The organism is Halalkalicoccus jeotgali B3, from assembly GCF_000196895.1.
In the GTDB taxonomy this organism is placed as follows: Archaea; Halobacteriota; Halobacteria; order Halobacteriales; family Halalkalicoccaceae; genus Halalkalicoccus; species Halalkalicoccus jeotgali.
The window spans coordinates 2,421,109-2,446,278 of record NC_014297.1 but is presented as its reverse complement, the minus strand read 5'-3'; the positions used below and the strand labels follow the sequence as shown (position 1 = coordinate 2,446,278).

Sequence of the window (25,170 nt, the reverse complement as noted above, 5' to 3'; positions counted from 1 at the left end):
CTGGAAAACGGCCGGGTGCGCTCAGTCGTCAGCCGGGCTCGCGCCGCCCAGATCGCCCTCTTCTGCCTGCTGTTTCGTGTAGGGAAGCTTGCCGCCGGCGGTGACGATCTCGCGCTCGCGCTCGGAGGCGTCCAGACGGGCGGTCGCCTCCCAGTCGTCGTTCACGCGGATGGTGAACTCGTTTTTGCCGGAGGCGATACCGTCCTGGACGTCGTCGACGACCTCGATGTCGTCGCCCTGCTCGATCTTCTCGTAGGTCTCCTCGTCGATCGTGTAGGGGACGATCCCGAAGTTGAAGAGGTTCGCCTTGTGGATCCGGGCGAAGCTCTCGGCGAAGACGGCCTCGATACCGAGGTACATCGGACAGAGCGCGGCGTGTTCTCTCGAAGAGCCCTGTCCGTAGTTCTCGCCGGCGACGAGCACGCCGCCGTCTGCGGCCTGTGCGCGCTCGGGGAACGTGTCGTCGACCCGGCTCAGGGTGAACTCCGAGATCTTCGGGATGTTCGAGCGGTACATCAGGATGTCGCTGGAGGCGGGCACGATGTGGTCTGTCGTGATGTTGTCCTCCATCTTGAGCAAGGCCTCGCCGCCGATCTCCGCATCGAGGGGCTCCTTGAGGGGAACGTCCGCGATGTTCGGGCCCTTGATCAGATCGTCGTCGACGGCCTCCTCCGGCGGGATGAGGTCGGCCTTCGAACCCGTGTACTGATCGGGCATCTCGAAGCCGGGGTCCTCCAGATCTCCCAGCTCGTCGGCCAGATCGCGCGGATCGATGAGCTCGCCTTTGATGGCCGCCGCGGTGGCGACCTCGGGCGAACAGAGGTAGACCGAGTCGTCCTCGATACCCGAGCGACCCTCGAAGTTGCGGTTGAACGTCCGCACCGAGACCGAATCGCTGCCGGGGACGTGACCGATGCCGATACACGGGCCACAGGTCGACTCCGAGAAGTTGACGCCGGCGGCCATCAGCTCGGCCGTCCAGCCTTCGCGGGCGAGCATTTCCGAGGCTTGCTTCGAGGCGGGCGCGACGATCATGTCCGTCTTCTTATCGACCTCGCGGCCTTCGAGCATCTTCGCCGTGGGCAGGACGTCCTCGTAGCCGCCGTTCGTACAGGAGCCGATGATGACCTGATCGACGTCGGTGCCCGCGACCTCGCGGACAGGAACGATGTTGTCGGGCATCGACGGCTGGGCGATGAGCGGTTCGAGCTCCGAGAGATCGACCGTGATCTCGTCGTCGTATTCGGCGTCCTCGTCGGGGCCGACCTCGACGTATTCGTCGCCGCGGCCGAGCGCCTCGAGGTACTCCTCGGTGCGCTCGTCGGTCGGGAAGATCGAGGAGGTCGCCCCGAGCTCCGTGCCCATGTTCGTGATCGTCGTGCGCTCGGGGGCAGAAAGCGTCTCGACGCCCGGGCCGGTGTACTCGAGCACCTTTCCGACGCCGCCCTTCACCGAGAGCCGGCGCAGCATCTCGAGGATGACGTCCTTCGCGGTCGCCCACTCGGGGAGTTCTCCCTCGAGGCGGACGTTGACGATCTCGGGCATCTCGATGTAGTACGGGCCGCCGCCCATTGCGACGGCGATGTCGAGGCCACCGGCACCGATCGCGAGTTCGCCGAGCCCGCCGGGCGTCGGGGTGTGGCTGTCACTGCCAAGCAGCGTCTTGCCGGGTGCGGCGTAGTTCTCCTTGTGGACGTTGTGACAGATCCCGTTGCCGGGTCGCGAGAAGTGCGCGCCGAACGTGCCCGCAGCCGAGCGCAGGAAGCGGTGGTCGTCGGTGTTCTTGAAGTCGAACTGATATGTCTGGTGATCACAGTACTGGGCGGCGATCTCCGTCTGGACCTCGTCCAGATCGAGCGCCTCGAACTGCAGCCAGACCATCGTCCCCGTCGTGTCCTGGGTGAGAACCTGGTCGATCTCGATCCCGATCTCCTCGCCGGTTTCGAGCTCGCCGTCGAGGAGATGGTCCTCGAGGATCTTCTCCGTTAGCGTCTGTCCCATATCACCCGGAGGTCGGCCGTCCACGGATATAAATCCCGCGTGTTTGTGTACCCGATAATCGTTGTAAATCGACCGGCGGCGGGGCAATTATTGCGCGAACGCCACCGGTTCGTCAGGGGTTTATCCGGGGGCGAGGTAGCCCCGCCATGTACCGCGACGGAGCCTTCGTCGGCGAACACGTCACGCCGACGACGCACGCACAGATCCAGCCAAACGGCGTCGACCTCACGCTCGATGCGATCTTCGAACCGCTCGAACCCGGCCGGATCACGCGAAACGACACCGAGATCGGCAAGCGCCAGCGGGTCGCGAGCGCCGAACTCGAGCGCAAAGTCCCCGAGACGTACTACCTCGAACCCGGCGGCTACGTCGTGCGCTACGACGAGGTCATCGAGATCCCCGAGGGCCACGTCGGCTTCGTCTACCCGCGCTCGTCGCTCATGCGAAACGGCTGTATGCTCGATACGGCGGTGTGGGACGCCGGCTACGAGGGCCGTGGCGAGGGCCTTCTGGAAGTCCATCACGACATCGAACTCGAACGGGGCGCGCGAATCGCCCAGCTCGTGTTCGCCGAGGCCGACCACGAAGGCACCTACGAGGGGTCCTACCAGCGCGAGAACCTCCAGACGCCACGCGACTAGTCGCGCCGGAGCTTCTCGCGATACCGGCTGATCGACTCGTAGGGACTGATCACGTTCCAGTTCACGCCGCCTTCTTTCTCCTCGAGGAAGAACAGTTGCTCCAGGGTGCGCGCACTCTGCGAGGAGACGGCCTCGCGAGCGAAGACCAACCGCCCGTCGAGCCGCCGGGGAAAGAGGAGCTGTTCTTCGACCATCACGCGAAACAGGGCGTTGCCGTCGGCCGAGAGGCGATACCCGCCCGCCGCGAAGTAGTCCTCCGTCCGGATCGCGCGGTTCGACCCGCTGACCCAGTCCAGACCCACGAGTGGCAGTCCGTACTGGAGCCCGAGCCGGATCGAGGCGTCGACGTTGGCCTGTTTTTCCCCCTCGACGGGGCCATAAGTCAGCGAAACGCCCGGATCGAAGGGCGCGAGCAGTTCGGTCAGAAACTCCGGCGGGTAGAGGCTGTCGGCGTCGACGGCGACACAGACCTCGCCGTCGGCGAGTTCGAATCCGCGGTGGCGCGCGGTCAGGATCCCCCGTTCGACGAAGTCCACGAGGTCGACGACGGGGTGAGCTTGGGCGATCTCGACGGTGTCGTCGTCGCTGTACGAATCGAGGACGAGCACCTCGAAAGCGTACTCCTCGGGTGCGTGCTCGATGGAGGTCGCAATCGAATCCAGACAGTCACCGATCCGTCGTTGTTCGTTCAGGCTCGGGAGCGCAACGGTGACGAGCGTGTGACTCATACGGGGTCGTTGGGTTGTGACTTCGCGGGCTGGGCGATTTAGTCCTTGCGGCGGGGTATTTAGATACCTTCCCCCGAGTAGGACACACGTATGGACTGGTCTCTCGTTCTCGTCTCCGGTTTCTCCCTCGATCGGGTGATCGCCTTTGCGGAGGCGCTCATCGCGATCGCGACCGGTTGGCCCGGGCTGGCGATCGTCTTTGCGTACTCGTTCGTCCTCGGATTTGCCGTCGTGCCGCTGCCGAGCGAACTCGTCCTCTTTGCGCCCCTTCGGCTCGGTCTCTCGGAATCCGGCCGCCTCGCGCTCATCATGATCGTCAGCGGCCTCGGAAAGGCCGCCGGGAGCGTTCTCGTCCTCTGGATCAGCGTCTCGATCCGCGAGTCCGACCCCGTCCAGGAGGCGATCGAGAGCTCCCGGTTCCGACTCCACGAGTGGTCCCGGAAGGCCTCGATCCGGATGGCCAAACGCTACGGCTATCTGGGGATGGCGCTCGTGCTTTCGATACCCTTCTTTCCCGACACCGCCTCCGTCTACGCATTTTCGGTCCTCGAAGACGACTACCTGCGGTTTTCGGTCGCGGCCTTTGGCGGTAGCGTCGGTCGGCTCGTCATCGTCGCCGTGTTTCTGGAGGGGACGATCGGCCTCTGAACGCTTTTGGACCCGGCCGGCGATGGATGTCCATGAATCGGACGCTGGGTCTGGGTTTGGGCCTGACGACCGGCGGGCTGGCCGGGTATCTCCTCGGGATCGCGGTGGCGTATCCGGGCCGGTCGCTCTCAGTGACGCTCGTCATGATCGGGATCGCGCTCGCGGCGATCGGATCGGGAAAGACATGATTCGGTCGCTCGCAGCCGACGGCTCCCGACCCGAATCGCTCGCCGCCGCCCGCGAGGCCGAGCGGGCGGTCTGGGTGCGCGTGACCGACGCCACCCCCGCGGACCTCGACCGGGTCGCAGAGACCTTCGGGATCCACCCGCTGGCCGTCGAGGACCTCTCGGGGGTGGCCCGACCGAAGACCGAGGAGTACCCCGAGTACACGTTCGTCCTGTTGAAGATCGCCGAACTCGCCGCCGGAGAGACATCCTTCGGGGAGGAACTGGCCGTCGACCCGCTCGGGATCTGTATCGGGGACGACTGGCTGGTGACGTTCTCGTTTACCACGACCGACGCCTGTGACCGGGCGTGGCGCACCGTTGAGTCCGACGGACGGGTGCTCGCTCGCGGGTCGGACTTCGTCGCCTCCCGGATCGTCGACGGGGTCACCGACGAGTACCTCGAAACCCTCGATTCGCTCGAGTCGCGAATAGAGATCGTCGAGGAGAGCGTCATGACCTCGACCGACATCGAGACGCTCGAACGACTCAACAGCCTCCGGCGCGAGCTACTGGTGTTTCGAAAGCTCGTGTGGCCGACCCGCGAGGCCGTCGGCGCGCTCGCGCGCGGCGATCCGGACCACGTCCGCCCCGAGACAGAAAAGTACTTCCGGGACGTCTCGGATCGGCTCGTCCATCTCGTCGAACTCACCGAGACCTACCGCGATCTGGTCGGCGGGGCCCGGGACATCTACCTGAACACGATCTCCCAGTCGACAAACGAGGTGATGAAACGCCTCACGGTCGTCGCGACGATCGTCCTCCCGCTGACGTTCGTCGTCGGTGTCTACGGGATGAACTTCGAGACGATGCCCGAACTCGGCTGGACGGGCGGGTACTTCGCCGTCATGCTCGGAATGGCCGGCCTCACGCTCGTCCTCGCCGACTACTTTCGCCGGCAGAACTACCTCTGAGTGGCCCGTCCGGGCGCCATCCCCGGGTGACTATCACACGCACACCCGACAGAAGGATTTAACTTTGTTTCCGACATATTGATAGGTAATCGCGCTCTTCGGGGCGTCCTGATCCCGCGGTGAACACTGATGTCCACTTCCATTACCATCTCCGTCGATCCCCACGTCCACTCCGAGGGCTCGTACGACGGCCACGAGCCGGTCGAACTCATCCTCGAACACGCTGCGGACATCGGGCTCGACGGCGTGGTGATCACCGACCACGACGAGATCGAACACTCGATCCGGGCCGCCGAACTCGCCCCTCGGTATGGGCTGATCGGCATCCCGGGGGTCGAAGTTTCGACCGCCCACGGCCACCTGCTGGCCATCGGGGTCGAGGAGCTCCCCGACGCCGGTAACCCCTTCGAGGACACCGTCGAGGAGGTCCGGGAGTTGGGCGGCGTCGCGGCGGTTCCACACCCCTTCCAGCGCTCGCGCCACGGCGTGCGAAAGCGCCGGATCGAGGACTGTGACGCCATCGAGGTGTACAACTCGATGCTGTTTACCGGCTATCGAAACCGTCGGGCGCGGGCGTTCGCCGAACGCCACGCGTACCCGAAACTCGGTGCGAGCGACGCCCACTACCTGCCGAACGTCGGGCGGGCCTACACCGAGATCACCATCGAGACCGACGGGGCGTCGACGATCGCGGACGTCCCGCGCGAAACCGTGATCGACGCCCTCTCGGAGGGCGCGACCCGCATCCAGGGCAGACGGACGCCGATCCGCAAAAGCACCGTCCAGTACGCGAAGGGCGCAGCCCGCAAGTCCTCGTATCTGATCACCTCGCGGATGCCGGTCGTCCCCACCGTCCCCGCGTCGATGGACCGCTAGGCGGCCTACGCGAGCAGGCTCCGGACGTGGTCGTAGGCGTCCTCCCCAACTAGCTCGCGTAGGCGATCGGGGTCGGTCTCGCCGTCGGCGCTCACGAGGTAGGTTCTCCCCGGAGTCGATCCGTAGACACGCTGGAAGTCGTAGACGAACCCGTAGACGCGCTGCTCGTCAGGTACCTCTGGGGCCTCACGGAGGAACTCGACCTGCCGGCGGACGTTGTACTCGACGAGCCGGTTGATCGCCGTCGACTCCTCGGCATCGGGGGCGACGACGCCCTTCTCGAGGGCCTCCTCGACGATCGGAACGAGCAGTTCGATCCGGTGTTCGATCCCGGGGGGTTCCTCGCCAGCTTCGCCCCGGACGGCTCGATAGGCCGCCGTGATCGCCCCACAGCCGGTGTGGCCGACGACGGCCGCCGTCCCCGTCTCCGTGTGGGCGATCGGGTACAGGACCGAGCCGTCGACCACGAGATCGCCGTCGTGGCGCTCGCGGACCTGATTGCCGATGTTGCTCGGGGTGAAGATCCACCCCGGCTCCGTCGCGTCCCACATCCCCTCCTGGGAGACGCGCGAGTCCGAACAACACACCGAGACGACCGCGGGTCGCTGGCCGTCTTGGACGGCGTCGAAGTGGTCTTCGGGGAGCGAGTCGGCGTGTGCGTCGTTCCGTTCGAGCAGCGCGTCGAGCGAGACACCTGACATGGGACCGCCTACGGGGACGAGGACAAAAGTGCTGGCGTTACCGCAACCGCTCGACCAACTCCCGGAGCGTCGCCAGATCGTACTGTCCCGGTGCGGTCGCGTTCGCGGGGTCGACCGGCGCGTAGCCGATGCGCGAACCGTAGATCGGCGCGACCGCCCGCGAGTGTCGGCCCGCCTCGCCCATCGCCATCGTCGCCACGCGTTTGCCCTCGCCCGCCAGTTCGTCGGTGACCGAGAGTAACGCGAGGACGTCACCCGGATCGGTAGCGCTGACTGCGAGTTTGCCGACCTCGCCGTGCTCGGTCGCCCGATCGAGGAGTTCGCGCATCCCGTCGGTGTCGGGGATCCCCTCGAAGTCGTGGGCCGAGGCGATCACGCTCGCCCCGTGATCGCGCGCGTGGGCCGCGGTCGTCTCGGCCGCACCCGATTCGAGCGCGGCGAGTTCGATGTCGATCGCGCCCACGCTATCGAACTCGGCGGCACGAGCTAGATCGTCGAGACGGCGCTCGTCGCTCTCCTCGCCGCCCGCCCCGCCCTCCCGGTCGGTGCGGTTGGTCGCGACGATCGGGAGCTCGCCCGTATAGGAGGCCAGCGCGGTCAGCGACTCCGTCGCGAGGTCCATGCGGAACTCGACGCAATCGGCGTGCTCGCGTGCACGTGGCTCCTCGCTCAGATCGGCCGTCGCGGCGGCGAGCGTAAAGGAATCGAACTCGAGGCTCATACTCCCTCCAGGAACCGATCGGTCGTTATACTGTTGCTTCGCGGCTACGCCGGTCGACCGGCTCAGGCGATACCGACGCTCTCCTCTGCTTCCAGCAGCTCGTGATACCGGTTTCGGATCGTGACCTCGGAGATGTCCGCGACCTCGCTGACGGCGGCCTGCGTGGTCTTCTCGTTGGTCAACAGGGCCGCGGCGTAGACCGCCGCGGCCGCGAGGCCGACGGGCGACTTGCCCGAGTGGACGCCCTTCTCCTTGGCGTTGCGAAGCAGTTGGCGGGCGCGGTGTTCGGCCTCGTCCGACAGTTCGAGCCCCGAGGCGAACCGGGGAACGTAGCTCTCGGGGTCTGCGGGCTGGACCTCCAGTCCGAGTTCCCGAACCACGTACCGGTAGGTGCGTGCGACCTCGCTCTTCTCGACCCGGGAGACCTCGCTGATCTCGTCGAGGCTCCGGGGAACGCCGGCCTGCCGGGCGGCGGCGTAGACGCTCGCGGTGGCGACGCCCTCAATCGACCGGCCGGGCAGGAGGTCCTCGTTGAGCGCCCGGCGGTAGATCACGCTCGCGGTCTCCCGGACGTTGTCGGGCAGACCGAGCGCGCTCGCCATCCGGTCGATCTCGCCGAGTGCCTGCTTGAGGTTTCGTTCCTTGCTGTCGCGGGTCCGGAAGCGCTCGTTCCACTTGCGAAGCCGTTGCATCTTCTGGCGCTGGCGGCTGCCCAGCGAGTTGCCGTAGGCGTCCTTGTTGCGCCAGTCGATGTTCGTCGAGAGGCCCTTATCGTGCATGGTATTGGTCGTCGGGGCCCCCACGCGCGATTTCTGGTCCTTCTCGCGCGAATCGAACGCGCGCCACTCGGGCCCGCGGTCGACCGAGTCCTCGGCGACGACCAGCCCACAGTCCGCACAGACGGTTTCGCCGTGCTCGTCGTCGCTGATCAGCTGACCGCTACACTCCGGACAGCTGTAGTCCTCGCGTTCTCGCTCCTGTTCGTCCTCGGTCTCGCGCGTTCGTTCTCTGATGTTCTCGCTCATTGGTTGTGAGAGGGCGGGCGCTGGCCGGGCAGGGATACCTGAAAAATCCCGGATCGTCTGGTTGAGATGTGGTAAGTCCGAAACTTACTTAGGTGTTTTGGTATCGAAATCCGGACCGGTATAACACCGGGTTATACGGCGGATTGAGGGGTCTGTAACGAATGATTTAATTAGTCCCGTCGGTCGGGAGCGGAACGGAACACGCAACCCGTTTGCGCCCGAGGGTGGGGCATGGACGTTGCCGTCGGAAGCGAGAATCCGGTCAAGCGGGGGGCCGTCGAGCGGGTGTTCGAGTCCGCACGAGTCGAGAGCCGTCGCGTCGAGTCCGGAGTCAGCGAACAGCCCGTCGGGCGCACGGAGACGATCGTCGGCGCGAGAAACCGAGCCCAGCGGTCGTTCGGGCCCGACGTGGCCTTCGCCGTCGGTTTGGAGGGTGGCGTTGCCGACCTCTCGGACGGGGAGCGCTCGGCGAACGCACCCGAAGACGATCGCTTCGGCGGCGTCGAGGGGCTGTTCTTGATCATGTGGGCGGCCGTCACCGACGGCAAGCGCATCGAGATCGGCTCCGGACCGTCGGTCCGCCTGCCCGATCCGATCTCGATGGAGATGATCGGGGGCCGGGAACTCGGTCCCGTCCTCGACGACCACCTCGGGACCGACAGGATCGCCCGCGAACAGGGTGCTATCGGCGTGTTCACCGGCGGCCGTCTCGACCGGGAGACGGCCCTCGCACAGGCGGTCGCCTGTGCGGCCGGCCATCTGTTTCGGGATTAACCAGCCGTACCAACCGACCGGCGGTGGCCCCGCCCGGGCCGGCGCGATCGGGGAGAAAACGCAAGCCGACACCGGGTTAATCAGCCGTACCAAATCCGCTAAAGTCGATAGGTCCGTAGGGTGTATCATGAGCACCACCGCGACCGTCGGGAGCCTGAACGAGACCCAACAGCGCATCCTCACGTACCTCCGCGAGCATGTCGAGACGAAGACGTACTTCAAGTCCCGCCTCATCGCGGAGGACCTCGACCTCACGGCGAAGGAGGTCGGGACGAACATGAGCACGCTCCAGTCGGGCGAGTTCGGTCTCAGCGTCGAGAAGTGGGGCTACTCCTCCTCGACGACGTGGATGGTCAGTCAGTAACGATCCATCCCATCGGCTACTGAGACCTCCGGAGGAAGCCCGACCCGTACTGTCGGTGCCGGGGTGTGACGGACACCTCATAGCAGCGTTCTTCTCCCGTGCCTGGAAATCGTTCCCAATGACGGGAGACGGTTTATCACCTGCCGGGACGCCCGCTGGAGCTCCGATCCTCGACCCCGAGGGAATCGTTCTCGCTCGGTTCGCCCGGCCCCGAACCGACGAGCCGACCCGGATCGGCGTGCTCTCTGACATCCACGTCTCGACGCGCGAGCGGGGCACCGACAGGCTCCTTCACTGTACCGAACGACGCCTCGAAACCGCCATCTCACGGCTCGATAACGCCGACCTCGACTGTGTGGTCTTTGCGGGAGATCTGACGAAGGACGGCGAGCCCTGGAACCTCGAACGGTTCGGCGAGATCGTCTCCGCACTCGAAACGCCCTTCCTCGCGACGCCTGGCAATCACGACGTGCCCAAATCGTTCGACGACCATTCGTCCGTCCCGGTCGAGACGTTCTACGAACGGTACACACCGAGCGGGCTCCCGGCCGTCGAGCGCGTCGGCGGCGTCGACCTCCTCGTCCTCGACAGTACCTCCCTTCCCGACGGCTCCCTTCACGACTCCCATCGGGGGGCGATCTCCACCCGCCAGCGCGACTGGCTCGACGCGGCGGCTTCCGACGCCGCTGTGCCGGTCGTCGTTACCCACCACAACGTCCTCCCGCTGGTCAGGGGGTCGCTCGCCACCGTCGAGCCGTGGAACACCTCGACCATGCACGATTCCCCCGCCGTCGCCGATCGGTTGGCCGCGGCGGGCGTCCCGCTCGTGCTCTCGGGGCACCACCACGTCCCGGCGGTGATCGAACGGGGCTCGCTGCGGCAGGTGATCGCGCCGGCGGCGTGTGCCTATCCGCAGGCTCACCTGCACGTCGAGATCGACGAAAACGGCACCACGATCCGGATGGTCCCCCACGCGACCCCCACTCAGCAGCGTGCGGCCTACGAGGCACTCCAGGACGATCGGTTCAGACGAACCGTCTCGGGAATCATCGCAGACACCATCGAATCCGCCCCGATCACGGACGAGCGTTCCCGTCCGGTGTCGGTTTACGGGTCGTAGCTGACCAGTTCGTCGGCCCGATCCGCAAACGAGACGGTGCGCTCGTCGAACGAGTCGGCGTACCGAACCAGAAGCGAGATGAGCGTCTCGGGACGCTCGACCGCGTACCCGTTCGACCGGGTGAGAAGCCCCGCCTCCTCTAAGTCCGCGGCCGTGTTACTCACTGTCGCCGTCGAGACGTCGAGGCGCTCTGCGATCGCGCTGCCGGTCGTCGCCGGGTTCGCGAGCAGCGCGAGCACCATCCCGCGTGGTGTCTCCCGACGGAGGTAGCCAAGCGCCCGGCGCTCGAACGCGGAGAACCGTCCCTCCGGAAAGTACCTCCTGTATTCTCCGTCCATGTGGCTCTCGATCGCACCCGCATCGACCAGTCGCCGGAGGTGGTGTTGGGTTTCGCCCGTCCCCAGCGAGAGGTCGTCACGGATCTTCGAGAAGTGCGCACCGGGGGTCGAGGAGACGTAGCCCGCGATCGCAGAGCGGGCGTCGCTCCCGGAGTTCGACCCGACGAACGCCGCCAGCGGGCTCGCGGCTCCAAGCGCCGCAAACCGCCGCAACGTCGTCCGTTTGTCCCGATCGACCGATTCGGGCCCCGGCTCTACCATGCTATCGGTACATAGCAGAGCCGAGATATAACAGCTTCGGCCCGTTGCAGTCAGTTCGTCTCCGTCTCCGTTTCGAGGTCGCGCTCGTCGGAGTCGTCCTCGAACTCGTCGCTCATCCCACTGATCACCTCGTCGGGGTCCTGGATGCTGTCGACGTCCTCGCCCTCCTTGATCGCCTGGGCCTCCTGCTCCATCTCCTCGACGTCGAGGTCGGCCTCCTCGTCGATCTGGCCGATCAGCTCGTCGATGTTGTCGAGCCCGAGCATCTGTCGGGTCTCCTCGTCGAACTCCAGGCTGTCGAGTTGGCCCTCGTCGAGTTTCACGTCGCTACCGGTGAGGTGTTTGCCGTACCGGCCCATCAGCGAGGTCAGCTCCTGGGGGAGGACGAACGTCGTCGACTCGCCCTGGCCGATCGACTCCAAGGTCTCCATCCCGCGTTCGATGACCGCCCGCTCGCCCATCGACTCGGCGGACTTCGCTCGCAGCACCGTCGAGACCGCATCACCCTGTGCTTCGAGGATCTGGCTCTGTTTTTCACCCTGTGCGCGGATGATGTTCGACTGCTTGTCACCCTCGGCCTTCTCGACGGCGCTGCGGCGTTCACCCTGTGCTTCGAGGATCATCGCGCGGCGTTTGCGCTCGGCGGAGGTCTGTTGTTCCATCGCACGCTGGACGTCCTGGCTCGGGTTCACCTCCCGGACTTCGACCGACTCCACCCGGATCCCCCACTCGTCGGTGGGTTCGTCGAGTTCCTTTCGAATTTTGGCGTTGATCTCCTCGCGCTTGCTGAGCGTGTCGTCGAGTTCCATGTCGCCGAGCACCGCTCGAAGGGTCGTCTGGGCGAGGTTCGAGACCGCCCGCTTGTAGTCGTCGACCTCCAGAAACGCCTTCTTGGCGTCCATTACCTTGATGTAGACGACGGCGTCGGCGGTCACGGGCGAGTTGTCCCGCGTGATGGCCTCCTGTCGGGGTACATCGAGCGTCTGGGTTCGCATATCGAAGCGATGGGTCGCGCTGACGAACGGGGGGATGAAGTGGATGCCCGGTTCGAGCAGCTTCCGGTACTCACCGAAGACCGTCAGGGCGCGTTTCTCGGTCGCGTCGACGATCTCGACCATCTGCCAGACGGTGACGATGGCCAAGAACAACAACAACAACGCGACGAACGTCAGCGTCAGCGTCGCCTGCAGCGGTACCGCGGGGAACATGTGTGGATGTTAGGATGTAGGTACCAAAAGGATTCCCCTAGATACCAATACAGGTTCGCTACCCGTCGAGGTCGTATTCGGGTTCACGTTCGTCGTCGGTCACCCGCCCGAGGTCGAGTTCGCGGTCGATCTCGTCCTCGACGACGCCCATCGATTCGACCGTGAGGACGTTCCCACCGCCGGGGTCGATGACGAACACCTCCTCGCCCACCTCGATGGTGCCGTCGATCGACCGGGCGGTGTAGTACGGATTGAACCCGCCGGTGAGTTTGACTTCACCGTCGCTCGGTGTGACCCGTTCGGTGACCCGACCCGTCCGTCCCCTGAGCGAGTCCGAATCGCTGGTCTGCCCGGCTCCCTTCCCGCCGTAGATGTCGAGTTCGCGGTAGGCGAACAGGGAGACGCCACCCACGAGGAGGACCGTCGCCGCCAGCGCGATTGCGAGGGCGCTGCCCCCGATGAAGGGTCCGAGTGCCAGTCCGACGAGCCCCGCGACGACCAGCGCGACCCCGAGGACGATCAGATGAGCCCCCGGCGCGAGCGCCTCCGCGACCGCCAGCAACACGCCGGCGACCAGGAGGACGAGCGGCAACGACTGCCCGAGGATCTCGACCATACTCGGTCTTAGTACGGGACCCGATTAATGGTTCCGGGTCAGATAAGTCCAAGCCCGTAGGCGAGCGCACCGATCGCGAGGAGCACGCCGACGAGTACGAACAGCGCGTTCTCGGGGGTTACCGACTCGGGTTCGATCCGGCGCCGGTCGTCTTCCGGGTCGGCGTCCTCGCCGACCTCGTCGACGGCGTACTGCCACTCCCGATCGCCGTCGTCGCTCGCCATCTCACCGCCCTCCCGCCCAGTCAGGGGCGTCGATCTCGCGGCGTTCGGTCGGGCTCGCGAGTTCGCCCTCGTAGATCACGCCCCGCTCGGCGTCGACGGTCACCGTCGTCCCGTCGGGGACCTCCGTCAGGTCCGCCCCGCTGACCATCGGAATGCCCAGTTCGCGCGCGATCATCGCGGGGTAGCCCGTCATCCCGGAGCGCGCATCGACGATCGCCCCGACCCTCGAAAGCTCGCCCGTGAACTCCCCGTCGAACCCCGCGGGGAGGCTGAGGATCGCTCCCGGCTCGACGCCCGCGAGGTCGCCGTCTTCGGTGTGGACGACGGGCCCGCTGGTCCGCCCGGAGACGACGCCCGTACCCGTTTCGAGGGTTTCCGCGGCGACGTGGACCTTCAGCATGTTCGTCGTGCCCGCGCCCTCGATCTCGCTCATCATCCCCGAGAGCACCACCACTGTGTCGCCGCTGTCTGCGACGCCCGAATCGAGCGCCGCGTTGACGGCGTTGTCGATGACGGCGTTCGGTCCCTCGTCGGTGAAGGGCGCGTACTGAGCGCTGACACCCCACGACAGCGCGAGCTGTCGACGGACTCGCTCGGTGGGCGTCGAGGCGATGACGGGTACGCCCGGCCGGTATTTGGCCATCTTCCGGGCGGTGTAGCCCGACTCGCTGGCCGCGACGACGGCGCTCGCGTCGAGGTCCCGGGCGAGATAGCGCGCCGCACGGGCAAGCGCCTCGGTCCGGGAGTCGCTGGGGGCGGGGACGCGGCTCTCGCGTAGTTCGTCGTACTCGGTGCTTCGCTCGACCTGCCGGACGATGCTGCCCATCGTCTCGACCACGCGGACGGGGTGGTCCCCGATGGCGGTCTCGCCCGAAAGCATCACCGCGTCGGTGCCGTCGAGCACGGCGTTTGCCACGTCTGAGGCCTCCGCGCGGGTGGGACGCCGGGAGTGGACCATCGAGTCGAGCATCTCCGTGGCCGTGATGACGGGCGCGCCCGCGTCCCGACACGCCCGGATGATGCGTTTCTGGATCATCGGGACGTCCTCCATCGGGCACTCGACCCCCAGGTCGCCCCGGGCGACCATCACGCCGTAGGAGGCCTCGACGATCCCCTGGAGGTTCTCGACGGCCCCGGCGCGCTCGATCTTCGAGACGATAGGGAGCGGGTCGCCGAACTCTTCGAGGGTCGCGCCGACCTCGTAGACGTCTTCTGCGTCCCGGACGAACGAGGCGGCGACGAAATCAACCTCCTTTTCGGCGGCGAGTTGCAGGTCCCGGCGGTCCTTTTCGGTGACGACCTCCAGATCGAGCTCCACGCCCGGCACGTTGACCCCCTTGCGACCCGGGAGCGGCCCGCCGCTCTCGACGCGTGCAATGACGGTATCGCCCTCGAGTTCCTCGACGGTCGTCTCGATCCGGCCGTCGTCGAGCAACACCCGGTCACCCGGCTCGACCCCGGTGATCGGGTTCGAGAGACCCACTTGCTGGGGGGTGGCGTCCTCGCCCTCGACGAAGCGCACGCGGGAGCCGGTTTCGAGTTCGGTCGGCTCCTCGAGGGGTGCGGTGCGGATCTCCGGACCCTGCGTGTCGAGCATGACCGCCAGTGGGTCGTCGGTGGTCTCGTCGATCTCCCTCACGAGATCGATCAGCTCCGCGCGGTCCTCGACGGTCCCGTGGCTCGCGTTCAAGCGCGCGACCGACATCCCCGCGTCGGCCAGCTCGCGGATCGTGCGCCGGTCGTCCGAGGCCGGCCCCAGCGTACAGACGATCTTCGCGTTTCTCATAGGGGCAGTAGACGACAAGCCGGCAAAAAGCCCAACGGTTAGCTCGCCAGCGAGTGAGTCCTCGTTGGCCGAACGCCTTTCGGGCGTGATCACGCACTCCGGACTAGACCACGTATGTCGGGTTCGTCGACGTGGAAACCGAGTGTTCCAGAACGTCCCGGGGCTGGCTTCATCGAATTCGTCGCCGATCGCTAAGCGTCGTGTGTGAGGGCTATCATTATAGGACGGAGGATGTTGCATGGGTCGATTGCGACCGTAATCCGGTGAACTGGCCGGTAGTAGATATGCGAACTGGCTGCCGGCACTCTCACCAGTAGCAGATGGTGTTCAAGCGCCGTGTATGATACATAGCGCAAGTCGGTCACTGGCAGTTGTTCCCTCTGCTTTGATCGGAATTGCTACAAACGGAGTCTTTTACCGTTATAGGAAGAACGTACGCACCGATGGGAGTCCCTGAGGTAAATTCGGCTGTGGTATTCGGATCGCTGACGATGGTTTCGTGGGGGATCTGGATCGTCGTGGGGAACGCTGCCTCAGAATCCATGGACCCGAGGACGGCTGCTGCGGTCTCGTATCTCGTCGCAACTTTCCTTGCAGTCGGGTTCGTTATCGTATCAGGTGCCTCGCTGGTTGTCACGCCACGAGGCGGGGCGCTCGCTGGCGTGGCTGGATTGTTCGCCGGAATCGGCTTCGTCTCGATGTACGTCGGTCTCTCACGTGGCTCAACGACAGTCGTTTCGACTCTCGGTGCCATGTATTTCGTCGTCGCAGCGTTCATCGGGATGGCCGCGCTCGGAGACGAAATCACCACGACGAGAATTGCAGGACTCCTGCTCGCGGGTGTCGCTGTCGTCCTCGTAGCGCAATAAACGAGCCGCTCACGCTATACCTATCCGGCCAATAACTGTTCACCTCGTCACGGCTGCCCACCCCGCCTCGCCATACTGTATACAGCCTCTGTATTTACCACCCTGAGTTTGACATACGCTAAAGACATCAATGGCTACTTCGAGATCGTTTCATTTGTCTGGTTAACTCGGAAAACGGACGATCTGGTATGCGAACGGCTGTGTGCTTCCCCTAACGTTACGATAGAATCGCCGTTACGATGGTCGACCAGCAAAAACTACGCGAACGACTCGACCGGACCCACGATCACCTGACCTTCGTCCCCGGATCGCTGTCGCCAAGTGTCGTCAGCAGGTCCGCGTCCTCGCCCGCTGCGAGTACCATGCCGTTGCTCTCGACGCCGAACAGCTCGGCGGGCTCCAGATTGGCCAGGATCACGACCCGCGTTCCGGGCAGTTCCTCTAGATCGTGTAGGCGCTTGATGCCGGCGACGATCTGTCGGGTTTCGACGCCGATATCCACTTCGAGGCGGGCAAGGTCGTCCGCCCCCTCGATCCCCTCGGCGAGTTCGATTTCGCCGACGCGGATATCGAGCTCTTGGAACTCCTCGAAGCCGATTCGCTCCTCGGCGAGCGATTCGAGGCCGCTCGTGTCCTCATCCGTCTCGCCACCGGTGTCCTCGTCCTCCGAACTCGCGGCCGCGCTCGCGGCGGCGACGCGTTCTTGGAGCTTCTCGTTGAGCTCCGTGACGCGCTCGTCCTCGACCTTCTCGAACAGCGCCTCGGGTTCGCCGAACTCCGTGGGTGGGGCCTCGAGAGAGTCCTCGAGTCGAGTGTCGTGGACCGACTCTGCCTCGCCGAACTGTGCCCAGAGGCGTTCTGCGGCGTGTGGAAGGATCGGTTCGAGGAGGACGGCGGCGGCCTTCGCCAACTGGACGCAGTCGCGGATCACCCGTGCAGCCTCCTCGGGGTCCTCGTCGACGAGCTTCCAGGGCTCGTTGCGCTGGATGTACTCGTTGCCAAAGCGCGAGAGCCGGATCCCAGCCTGACTGGCCTCCCGCAGCGAGTACTCGTTGAGGTCCCGTCGGAAGGCCTCCATCGCGGCGTTGATCTCCGTACGCACCTCCTCGCTGACGTCGGCCGAGGGCGTGCCCTCGAAGTTCCGGTGGGCGAAGAGCAGCGACCGGTAGACGAAGTTCCCGAAGTTGCCCACGAGCTCGCCGTTGACCCGCTCCTGGAAACGCTCCCAGGAGAAGTCGACGTCCTGCTGGAACCCGCCGGTGGTCACGAGGTAGTACCTGAGCAGATCGGGGTCGAATCCCTCGGCGAGGTAGTCGTCGGCCCAGATCGCACGGTTTCGCGAGGTCGAGAACGCCTTTCCGTCCAGGTTGACGAAGCCACTCGCCATCACCGCCCGGGGCTCGTTGTAGTCCGCTCCCCGGAGCATCGAGGGCCAGAAGACGGTGTGGTGCTGGATGATGTCCCGTCCGATGACGTGGATCAACTCCCCGTCGCCCTCCTTCCACGGTTCGGCCCAGTCGAAGACCTCCTCACCCACTCGCTCGGTGTACTGTTTCGTACTGGCGACGTACTCGATGGGCGCGTCGACCCAGACGTACAGCACGAGGTCCTCCTTGCCCTCCTCGGGGTACTCGATCCCCCAGTCCATGTCACGGGTGATACAGAGGTCCTGAAGCTCGCCCTCGACCCACTCCTTTGGCTGGTTCTTGGCGTTATCGGTGCCTTCCAAGCGACCGAGAAAGCCCTTCAGGTACTCCTGAAAGTCCGAGAGCCGGAGGAACTCGTGTTCGCGGGTGCGGTACTCGGCCGGGTTGCCGGTCAGGGTGCTGGTGGGGTCTTCGATCTCGCCGGGTTCGAGGTGGCGTTGACAGCCCTCGTCGCACTCGTCGCCGCGGGCCTTCTCGCCGCAGTAGGGACAGGTCCCCTCGACGTATCGATCGGGGAGGGGCTGATCCACTTCGGGGTCCCACGCGACCTGGATCTCCTTCTCGTAGACGTGCCCGTTGTCGATCCACTCGCGGACGAACTCCCGGGTGAGTTCGGTGTTCGTCTCGTCGTGGGTGTGGCCGTAGTTGTCGAACTCGACGCCGAACTCGGGGAACGTCTCGGCGTACTCCTCGTGGTATTCGAGGGCGAACTCCTCTGGAGTGATTCCCTCCCGCTCGGCGTTCACCGCCACAGGAGTGCCGTGCATGTCCGACCCGGAGACGAACGCCGTCTGCTGGCCCAGTCGTCGCAGCGAGCGCGCGAGGGTGTCCCCGCTGACGTACGTCCGCAGGTGGCCGATGTGCAGGTCGCCGTTGGCGTAGGGCAACCCGCACGTTACCACCGCAGGATGGTCCGTCGGGTACTCGTCGTGGCTCATGTCTCCTTCTGGCTCGCCGCGGCCCCTAAACCCGCCGGTTTTCCCCCTTCGACTGCCGACGACCGGCCGGCGTCACTCCTCGCGACTACAGACCAGCGTGGGGCGTTGGGTGCCCATGATCACGTCCTGGGTGACGCTGCCGAAGATGGCCTTGCCCGCGGGACTTCGCTTCCGACCGGCGACGCAGATGCAGTCGGCGTCGTACCGTTCTGCGGTGTCGAGAAGCGCCATCGCCGTCTCCCCGCCGATCCCCTCGGTCGTGACCCCGACGTCCGCCTCCTCGAGGATCGACCGGGCCTCCGAGACGGCCTCGACCGACTCGATGTCGCCGTCCTCGTTGTCGAAGACGTGGACGAGGATCGCGTTGATCTCCCCGCGTCCCGGCAGCGCCGCGACCGCCTCCGCCTGCGTCCGCGCGCGCTCTACGTCCGTGTCTACGCCGACGATGATGTCGTACACGCCCGGCCCTTCGGACGCCAATGGCTTACCGGTAACTGTCGAGGTCGGCGAGAAAACGCCCCAGCGTCCCCCGGGTGACGTGGGGCATACAGACCACTCGAAGCTCCCCCCGGCCGGTCCGGGAGATCCGCCAGCCGGCCTCCCGGAGCGTCTCGAAGAGGTCCTGCGGGAGGTCGGCGGCGACGATCGGGAGTTCGGGTTCGACGACCGGAAAGCCGCGCTCGGAAAGCTCGCCGGCCAGCCACTCGGCGTTCGCCCGGGCGCGCTCGTAGTTCTCCCGGTAGCCCGCCGGCCACAGCGCCTCGCAGGCGGCGACCGTGCTCGCGACACCTGCGCCGCTTCGCGTGCCCGTCAGGCTCGCCTGACTCGCGGACTCGAGGTACGGCGTCTCGACCGCGAGCGCGTCCAGCAGCGCCCGGTCCCGGACGAGAAACCCGCCGGCGGGGATCGCCGCCCGGCCGACCTTGTGGGGGTCGATCGTCATCGAGTCGATCGGGGCGTCCGCGAAGGTCCACTCGTGGTCGCTAAAGGGGAGCAAAAAGCCACCCCACGCCGCGTCGATGTGGGTTCGGGCGCCCACGGAGCGGGCGAGCTCGGCCAGTTCGCCGATCGGATCGACCCGGCCGTACTCGGTAGTGCCCGCGATCCCGACCACGAGCGCCGTCCCCTCGTCGACGGCAGCCTCGACCGCCGTGAGGTCCGCCTTCCCGTCCTCGGTAGGAACGAGGCGCAACTCCACGTCGAGAAGTCCTGCGGCCTTGTGGAAGCTGAAGTGGGCACTCTCGGGGGCGACGACGTTCACCGATTCGCCGTCGGCGCTGGTCCCGTCGCGCGCGAGGTTCCGCGCCGCACGCACCGCCTGAATGTTGGCCTCGGTCCCCCCGCTCGCGACGTACCCGTCGGGGGTTTCGAGTCCGGCGATCTCGCCGAGGTACTCGATCGCTTGCGTTTCGAGGTCGGCGACCGCGGGGTAGCTCGCCGGGTCGCCCGGGTTCGTCGCGAGAAAGCGTTCGGCGGCCCGGCGGGCCGCGGGATGGGGCTCAGTACACATCGAGGAGAGCACCCGGTCGAACGACTGTGGAGTTCCCCTCTCTGCCCGCTGCATACCCTCTCTGGCCAAGCGGGGCGTTTATGGGTTCCGTTCTCGTCAGCGGATCGAGTCCAACACCAGCTTCTGCTCGACGCGCTTTGCCTCGTGTTGGACGTCACGTACGGCGTCGATGTTCGCGCTGATCGAGCTCACGCCCGTGTTGACGAGGTGCTGGACCATCTTCGGCTTCGAGCCGGCCTGCCCGCAGATGCTCGTATTTACGTCGTGTTCCCGGCAGGTCTCGATGGTGCTTGCGATCAGCTCTAACACTGCGGGATGGAGCTCGTCGAAGCGGTCCGCGACGTGCTCGTTGTTGCGATCCACAGCGAGGGTGTACTGGGTGAGGTCGTTCGTGCCAAACGAGGCGAAGTCGATGCCGGCTTCGGCCATCCCTTCGATCGAGAGCGCGCTCGCGGGCGTCTCGACCATCACGCCCCACGACCGGCGCTCGGTGTCGATTCCCACCTCCCGCATCAGTCGGCGGGCCGCAAGGACGTCCTCGGCGTCGTTCACGAGCGGGAACATGATCTCGACGTTGTCGTAGCCCATCTCGTAGAGGCGTTTGAACGCCCGCAGCTCGTACTCGAAGACGTCGGGCCGATCCAAACTGCGTCGGATCCCGCGATAGCCAAGCATCGGGTTGTGCTCGTGGGGTTCGTCCTCGCCGCCCTCGAGCTGGCGGAACTCGTCGGTCGGGGCGTCGAGCGTCCGGACCCGAACCGGCCGGGGATAGAACTCGTCGGCCACGCCCCTGATCCCGCTTACGATCTCGTCGACGTAGGCCTTCTCGCCGTTCTCGGCGACGAACTTCTGGGGGGTTTTGCCCAGCGAGAGGATCATGTGCTCTATCCGCAACAGGCCCACGCCGTCCGCACCGGTGGCGGCGGCCCGTTCTGCGGCCTCGGGGATCGAGACGTTGACTTTGACCTCGGTCGCGGTCATCGGTTTCACCGGTGTCTCGGGGCGGGCCTCCTCGATCGGTTCGCGCTCGGGTTCGCCGGTGTCGACTCGACCGGCCTCGACGCTGCCCCGTTCGCCGTCGATGGTGATCTGCTGGCCGTCCTCGATCACTTTCGTCGCGTTGGTCGTTCCGACGACGGCGGGCACGCCCAGTTCCCTCGAAACGATCGCGGCGTGGGAGGTCATCCCGCCTTCGTCGGTGACGATCCCCGAGGCGCGTTTCATCGCGGGCACCATATCGGGCGTCGTCATCTCGGTGACGATGATGTCGCCCTCTTTTACCTTATCGAGCTGGTCGAGCTTGGTGACGATGCGGGCCGCGCCGCTCGCCCGTCCGGGGCTAGAGCCCAGTCCGTGGACGAGCTCCTCGCCGTCCCCGTCGCTCTCCTCGCGTTCGTCGTACTCCATCGTCCCCCCGTCGCCGTCGGCGATCCCTTTCATCAGCTCGGATTCGACCTCCTCGCCGGCGTCGTCGCTGATCGTCGTGATCGGCCTCGACTGGAGCATGAACACCTCCCCTCCAACGATGGCCCACTCGACGTCTTGGGGGGTATCGTAGTGGTCCTCGACGCGCTCGCCCAGTTCGATCAGTTCGGCGATCTCCTCATCGCTGAGCACCCGCTCGTTTCGCTTTCCTTCGGGCACTTCCTCCTCGATCGTCTCGCCAGTCTCCTCGTCGCGGACACACTGGAGTTTCTTCGTGGCGATGGTCTCCTCCTCGATCGTGCCGCTCTCGCGGTCGACGACGTAGTTGTCGGGCGAGACCGACCCCGAGACGACCGCCTCGCCGAGTCCCCACGCGGCCTCGAGGATGATCCGGGGGTCGCCCGTCGAGGGGTGGCTCGTGAACATCACGCCCGACTTCTCGGCGTCGACCATCCGCTGGACGACGACCGCGATGTTGACGTCCTCGCTGTCGAAGCCCTGCTGTTTGCGGTAGTAGATCGCCCGCTGGGTGAACAGCGAGGCCCAACACTCCTTGACGCGCTCTAAGAGGTCCGCCTCGGTGACGTTCAGAAACGTCTCCTGCTGGCCGGCAAACGAGGCGTCGGGCAGGTCCTCGGCGGTCGCCGAGGAGCGCACCGCGACGAAGGGGTCGTCTTCGAACTCCCTGTAGGCCGCGAGGACCTCCTCGCGCAACTCGTCGGGAAACGGCGTCTCGAGGATGAGCTCTCCGGCGCGTTTCTGGGCGGCGGCCAGCGCCTTCGAGTCCTCGACGTCGACGTCGACGGCCTCGTGGAGTTCGTCCGCGATACCGGCGTCGTCGATGAACTCGCGGTAGGTCCCGGCGGTGACGATAAACGCGGGCGGGACTGGCAGGCCCGCACCGGTCAACTCGCCGAGGGAGGCGCCCTTCCCACCGACGGTTTCGATGTCGTCCGCGCCGATCTCCGCGAGCCAGCGTACTGCCATTGATGGTCGGATCGACACCGAGGCGAGTAAAGAAGGTTGCGACCCGCACGAATGTTCGTGGAATCAACTACCCGAATTCGAGTGAAGACGGATCGCTACGCCTCGACGATCCCGTCGGTCCCGCGATCGGGCACCGAAAGCGTCCCCGAGAGCGCTTTGACGGCGCGCCCGCCGACGCGGACCGTTCCGCCGACCCGCACCCGGACCTCACCCGGGCGGTCCACGAAGTGGCCCTGCTCGAAGTGCATCTCCTCGGGGAATTCGGAGGGACCGAACGCATCGAACTCGCGGAGGTAGGCCCCGGCCGCGCCGCTTGCGGTCCCGGTGACGGGGTCCTCGGCGATCCCCGCACGCGGTGCGAACATCCGGCCGTGAAGCGTCGCCGCCGGCGTAAGCGTATCGAACGTGAATGCATAGATCCCCATCGCGCCGACGGACTCACAGAGCTCGGCGACCGCCCCGTCGTCGGGGTCGGCGTTTCCGAGGTGTTCGAGGAAGTTCACCGGGACGACGAGGACGGGAAACCCCGTCGAGGAAACCGCAAGCGGGAGGTCCGCACCGACGTCTTCGAGCGCCGCACGATCGATCGAGAGCGACTCGGCGACCGTCTCGTAGTCGGGATCGACCCGCTCGATCCGCGGGTCGTCCTGTTCCATCCAGACGGTCCCGTCAGAGCGGACCTCGATATCGAGAACGCCGACGTTGGTTTCGAGGGTGTGCGTCCCGGCGTCGAGCGTCCCCGCCTCGAAGAGGTGGGCGTGACTCGCGATCGTCGCGTGCCCACAGAGGTCGACCTCGGTGGTCGGCGTGAAATACCGGATCCGGCGGTCGGCGCGCTCGGAGTCGCTCAGGAAGGCCGTCTCGCTGACGGCGAGTTCGCGTGCGATCGCCTGGCGCTGCTCGTCGCTCAACTCCCCCGCATCGGGTACCACGCCGGCGGCGTTGCCGGCGAGAGGGTCGCCGGTGAAGGCATCGATCAGGTGAACCCGTCGTTCCATGGCCGGTGTCGGGTCGGTGGCGCTATATCGTTTCGGGGTCCCGTCCGTCCCCGCGGACGCGCGCTCTGATCGCCGGGATCGGATCCAGCGTCCCGTCGGTATCCCCGAGGATCAACAGCGCGTAATATCGCATGTACGTCCGGATCGGGACCTGTACGACCAGCGCCACCGCGACGATCCCGAGGACGAACAGTACCCCGAGGGCGATCGCGACGGGGGCAACGACAGTGGGGGCGAGCAACGCGGTGCCCGCGACGACGACACCCAGCGGGATCAGGAGGACGAGCGCCGCGGCCGCGACGGCGACGAACAGCACGATGCCGAGGGCGACGTTGAGGACGAACGCAGCGACCGCGTACGCGAGGTACTGCTTCCACTGGCCCGTAAGAGTGGGCCAGAACGCCCGCCAGGCGTCGAGCACGCCCGAATCGCGAACGAGCATAACGGGGACGACGAACGCGGTGGTAAACGAGTCGACCAGCGAGACGAGTACGAACACGACGACCGCGAGCAGTCCGATGAGCACGAGCGCCGCCCCGCCGGTCTGGGTGAGCGATCCTGCCCCGATCGCCGTCAGCCCGACCCCGAGAAAGGCCAGAACCGGAAGGACGGTCAGCAACGCCAATCCGAGCCGGAAGCCAAACAGCCGCAGTCCGTTGCCGAGGTATCGACGCGCGTAGTCCCAAAAGCGGACCTCGTCAGTGCGAAGCGACTGGACGAAGACGAACTCCATGAGCGCGCCGACGAACACGAACCCGAGAACCACCGCGAGCAACGTGCCGCCGATGAGGCCGATCGCGAGCGCGTTCTGGGCGACGAACTCCTGGATCGCATCGAGGCTCGCTCCCGGTCCGGGTCCCGCCTCCGGGGCCGTTCCGGTTCCGCTACTGCCGCCAAGGGGGTTCATCCCGGTTCCGCCGACGAAGAAGACGACGACGGCGAGGACGGCGACCCGCCTGACTGACAGCGGCGTCAAGAACTCGCGGGTCGCCGCCCACGCGTCGTCCAGATCGTCGATCGCGTACAGCGCCATACCGACCGTTTGTCGAACCCGGGTCAAATCTTTACCGGCCACTTCCCCGCACGGATCGGGCGTTCGTGAGAAGCCAGACGACTTAAACCGGGAGCGCGTCTGGATAGCACCATAGCATGTCCGATCTCCCCGAGGAGTTCAACTGTACGGTCACCAACTGGGAGTACATTTACGGACTCTGCCGGGCGGTGAGCACAGACGTCAAACGCTCTTCGTTCGAACCCGACGTGATCGTCGCGCTGGCGCGTGGGGGCTGGTTCGCCGGGCGCTGTATCTGCGATTTCCTCGGCCTCGACGATCTGACGAGCCTGAAAATGGAACATTACGTGGGGACGGCCCAGAAGAGCGGCGAGCCCCAGATCCGCTATCCGATGCCCGAGGGCTCGGTACAGGACAAGGACGTCCTGATCATCGACGACATCGCGGATACGGGCGGGTCGATCGAGCGCGCCCACGAGTACGTGACCGAACGGGGTGCAAGCGAGGTCCGCACCGCGACCCTCCAACTCCTCCAGACCAGCGAGTTCGAACCCGATTTCATCGGCGAACGCCTGGAGGAGTGGGCTTGGATCGTCTACCCGTGGAACTTCATCGAGGACATGATCGACCTGATCTCGGGGGTCATGGAGAGAGCCGAGGAGGAAACGTTTTCGCCCGACGCGGTCCGCCATTACCTCTCGGAGTTCCACGATCTCGAACGCATGGAGATGGAGATCGCCCAGCCCAACCGCCTCGACGAGGTGCTCGTCGAGATGGAACGCCGCGAGGTTATCGAGCGCAGCGGCGCAAACGAGTGGCGACTCGCGGACTGAC

Annotated in this window: 26 protein-coding genes; 10 read left to right on the top strand and 16 right to left on the bottom strand. The window is 65.9% G+C overall.

Annotation, left to right across the window (positions count from 1 at the left end; genetic code table 11):
• Positions 1-21: 21 nt before the first annotated feature.
• Positions 22-2,001 carry an aconitate hydratase gene (locus tag HACJB3_RS12795; protein ID WP_008415980.1) on the bottom strand — a complete coding sequence of 660 codons (1,980 nt, stop codon included), beginning with the start codon at positions 1,999-2,001 and terminating at the stop codon, positions 22-24.
• Positions 2,002-2,147: 146 nt separating this feature from the next.
• Here HACJB3_RS12795 and HACJB3_RS12790 point away from each other — a divergent pair, with 146 nt between their 5' ends.
• The gene (locus tag HACJB3_RS12790; protein ID WP_008415977.1) at positions 2,148-2,642 is read left to right on the top strand and encodes a deoxyuridine 5'-triphosphate nucleotidohydrolase; all 495 of its coding nucleotides are present in this window, start codon (positions 2,148-2,150) and stop codon (positions 2,640-2,642) included.
• Here HACJB3_RS12790 and HACJB3_RS12785 read toward each other — a convergent pair.
• Positions 2,639-3,370, bottom strand: a complete 732-nt coding sequence (locus HACJB3_RS12785) for a glycosyltransferase family 2 protein (RefSeq protein ID WP_008415976.1) — start codon at positions 3,368-3,370, stop codon at positions 2,639-2,641. The two genes, HACJB3_RS12790 and HACJB3_RS12785, sit on opposite strands and share 4 nt — an antisense overlap.
• Before the next feature lie 90 nt (positions 3,371-3,460).
• On the opposite strand from HACJB3_RS12785, the gene HACJB3_RS12780 reads away from it, so the two are divergent.
• The 4 genes from HACJB3_RS12780 to HACJB3_RS12770 all read left to right on the top strand — a co-directional run bounded on the left by HACJB3_RS12780 (position 3,461) and on the right by HACJB3_RS12770 (position 6,032).
• Entirely contained in the window at positions 3,461-4,018 is a 558-nt protein-coding gene (locus HACJB3_RS12780; RefSeq protein WP_008415975.1) for a hypothetical protein, read from the top strand.
• A 32-nt stretch (positions 4,019-4,050) separates the two neighbouring features.
• Entirely contained in the window at positions 4,051-4,206 is a 156-nt protein-coding gene (locus HACJB3_RS20260; protein ID WP_008415973.1) for a hypothetical protein, read from the top strand.
• A complete protein-coding gene (gene corA, locus HACJB3_RS12775; protein WP_008415971.1) occupies positions 4,203-5,156 on the top strand; it encodes a magnesium/cobalt transporter CorA in 954 nt (317 codons plus the stop codon). The genes HACJB3_RS20260 and corA overlap by 4 nt, the downstream gene beginning before the upstream one ends.
• Before the next feature lie 129 nt (positions 5,157-5,285).
• Positions 5,286-6,032: a PHP-associated domain-containing protein gene (locus tag HACJB3_RS12770; protein WP_008415969.1), complete on the top strand. Its 747-nt coding sequence runs from the start codon at positions 5,286-5,288 to the stop codon at positions 6,030-6,032.
• Positions 6,033-6,037: 5 nt separating this feature from the next.
• Here HACJB3_RS12770 and HACJB3_RS12765 read toward each other — a convergent pair whose 3' ends face one another.
• From HACJB3_RS12765 to HACJB3_RS12755, 3 genes are all read right to left on the bottom strand, one after another.
• Positions 6,038-6,733 (bottom strand): carbonic anhydrase, encoded by a 696-nt coding sequence (locus HACJB3_RS12765; protein WP_008415967.1) that lies wholly within the window; start codon positions 6,731-6,733, stop codon positions 6,038-6,040.
• A 37-nt stretch (positions 6,734-6,770) separates the two neighbouring features.
• On the bottom strand, positions 6,771-7,454 hold the full coding sequence (locus HACJB3_RS12760) for a type I 3-dehydroquinate dehydratase (protein WP_008415965.1): 684 nt from the start codon (positions 7,452-7,454) through the stop codon (positions 6,771-6,773).
• Between the two features lie 62 nt (positions 7,455-7,516).
• The gene (locus tag HACJB3_RS12755) at positions 7,517-8,479 is read right to left on the bottom strand and encodes a transcription initiation factor IIB (protein WP_008415963.1); all 963 of its coding nucleotides are present in this window, start codon (positions 8,477-8,479) and stop codon (positions 7,517-7,519) included.
• A gap of 231 nt (positions 8,480-8,710) precedes the next feature.
• Between HACJB3_RS12755 and HACJB3_RS12750 the strand changes: the two genes are divergently transcribed.
• The 3 genes from HACJB3_RS12750 (at position 8,711) to HACJB3_RS12740 (ending at position 10,737) form a co-directional block, all read left to right on the top strand.
• A complete protein-coding gene (locus HACJB3_RS12750) occupies positions 8,711-9,253 on the top strand; it encodes a DUF84 family protein (RefSeq protein WP_008415961.1) in 543 nt (180 codons plus the stop codon).
• 127 nt (positions 9,254-9,380) lie between these two features.
• Positions 9,381-9,617 carry a DUF7123 family protein gene (locus tag HACJB3_RS12745; RefSeq protein ID WP_008415958.1) on the top strand — a complete coding sequence of 79 codons (237 nt, stop codon included), beginning with the start codon at positions 9,381-9,383 and terminating at the stop codon, positions 9,615-9,617.
• 118 nt (positions 9,618-9,735) lie between these two features.
• Positions 9,736-10,737 (top strand): metallophosphoesterase family protein, encoded by a 1,002-nt coding sequence (locus tag HACJB3_RS12740; RefSeq protein ID WP_008415956.1) that lies wholly within the window; start codon positions 9,736-9,738, stop codon positions 10,735-10,737.
• On the opposite strand, the gene HACJB3_RS12735 is transcribed toward HACJB3_RS12740, so the two are convergent.
• Genes HACJB3_RS12735 through pyk form a run of 5 tightly spaced genes read right to left on the bottom strand, consistent with a single transcriptional unit; the run spans position 10,725 to position 15,170 of the window.
• Positions 10,725-11,336 (bottom strand): winged helix-turn-helix transcriptional regulator, encoded by a 612-nt coding sequence (locus HACJB3_RS12735; RefSeq protein WP_008415954.1) that lies wholly within the window; start codon positions 11,334-11,336, stop codon positions 10,725-10,727. The two genes, HACJB3_RS12740 and HACJB3_RS12735, sit on opposite strands and share 13 nt — an antisense overlap.
• A gap of 50 nt (positions 11,337-11,386) precedes the next feature.
• A complete protein-coding gene (locus HACJB3_RS12730) occupies positions 11,387-12,544 on the bottom strand; it encodes an SPFH domain-containing protein (RefSeq protein WP_008415953.1) in 1,158 nt (385 codons plus the stop codon).
• A 58-nt stretch (positions 12,545-12,602) separates the two neighbouring features.
• On the bottom strand, positions 12,603-13,160 hold the full coding sequence (locus tag HACJB3_RS12725; RefSeq protein WP_008415952.1) for an NfeD family protein: 558 nt from the start codon (positions 13,158-13,160) through the stop codon (positions 12,603-12,605).
• 38 nt (positions 13,161-13,198) lie between these two features.
• Positions 13,199-13,384 (bottom strand): DUF7312 domain-containing protein, encoded by a 186-nt coding sequence (locus HACJB3_RS12720; protein WP_008415951.1) that lies wholly within the window; start codon positions 13,382-13,384, stop codon positions 13,199-13,201.
• A gap of 1 nt (position 13,385) precedes the next feature.
• A complete protein-coding gene (gene pyk, locus HACJB3_RS12715) occupies positions 13,386-15,170 on the bottom strand; it encodes a pyruvate kinase (RefSeq protein WP_008415950.1) in 1,785 nt (594 codons plus the stop codon).
• Between the two features lie 443 nt (positions 15,171-15,613).
• Between pyk and HACJB3_RS12710 the strand changes: the two genes are divergently transcribed.
• Complete coding sequence (locus HACJB3_RS12710; protein WP_008415949.1) at positions 15,614-16,039, top strand: DMT family transporter; 426 nt, start codon at positions 15,614-15,616, stop codon at positions 16,037-16,039.
• A gap of 286 nt (positions 16,040-16,325) precedes the next feature.
• Here HACJB3_RS12710 and metG read toward each other — a convergent pair whose 3' ends face one another.
• The 6 genes from metG to HACJB3_RS12680 form a co-directional block, all read right to left on the bottom strand.
• The gene (metG, locus tag HACJB3_RS12705) at positions 16,326-18,404 is read right to left on the bottom strand and encodes a methionine--tRNA ligase (protein ID WP_008415948.1); all 2,079 of its coding nucleotides are present in this window, start codon (positions 18,402-18,404) and stop codon (positions 16,326-16,328) included.
• Between the two features lie 72 nt (positions 18,405-18,476).
• A complete protein-coding gene (locus HACJB3_RS12700; protein WP_008415947.1) occupies positions 18,477-18,863 on the bottom strand; it encodes a universal stress protein in 387 nt (128 codons plus the stop codon).
• Positions 18,864-18,888: 25 nt separating this feature from the next.
• Positions 18,889-19,968 (bottom strand): tyrosine decarboxylase MfnA, encoded by a 1,080-nt coding sequence (gene mfnA / locus HACJB3_RS12695; RefSeq protein ID WP_049934465.1) that lies wholly within the window; start codon positions 19,966-19,968, stop codon positions 18,889-18,891.
• Positions 19,969-20,010: 42 nt separating this feature from the next.
• Positions 20,011-22,326, bottom strand: a complete 2,316-nt coding sequence (ppsA, locus tag HACJB3_RS12690; RefSeq protein ID WP_008415943.1) for a phosphoenolpyruvate synthase — start codon at positions 22,324-22,326, stop codon at positions 20,011-20,013.
• A gap of 95 nt (positions 22,327-22,421) precedes the next feature.
• Entirely contained in the window at positions 22,422-23,324 is a 903-nt protein-coding gene (locus HACJB3_RS12685; protein ID WP_008415942.1) for a PhzF family phenazine biosynthesis protein, read from the bottom strand.
• A 22-nt stretch (positions 23,325-23,346) separates the two neighbouring features.
• Positions 23,347-24,357 carry a DUF7544 domain-containing protein gene (locus HACJB3_RS12680; protein ID WP_008415941.1) on the bottom strand — a complete coding sequence of 337 codons (1,011 nt, stop codon included), beginning with the start codon at positions 24,355-24,357 and terminating at the stop codon, positions 23,347-23,349.
• Between the two features lie 116 nt (positions 24,358-24,473).
• On the opposite strand from HACJB3_RS12680, the gene HACJB3_RS12675 reads away from it, so the two are divergent.
• The gene (locus tag HACJB3_RS12675; RefSeq protein WP_008415940.1) at positions 24,474-25,169 is read left to right on the top strand and encodes a phosphoribosyltransferase; all 696 of its coding nucleotides are present in this window, start codon (positions 24,474-24,476) and stop codon (positions 25,167-25,169) included.
• The last annotated feature ends 1 nt before the right edge of the window (position 25,170 follow it).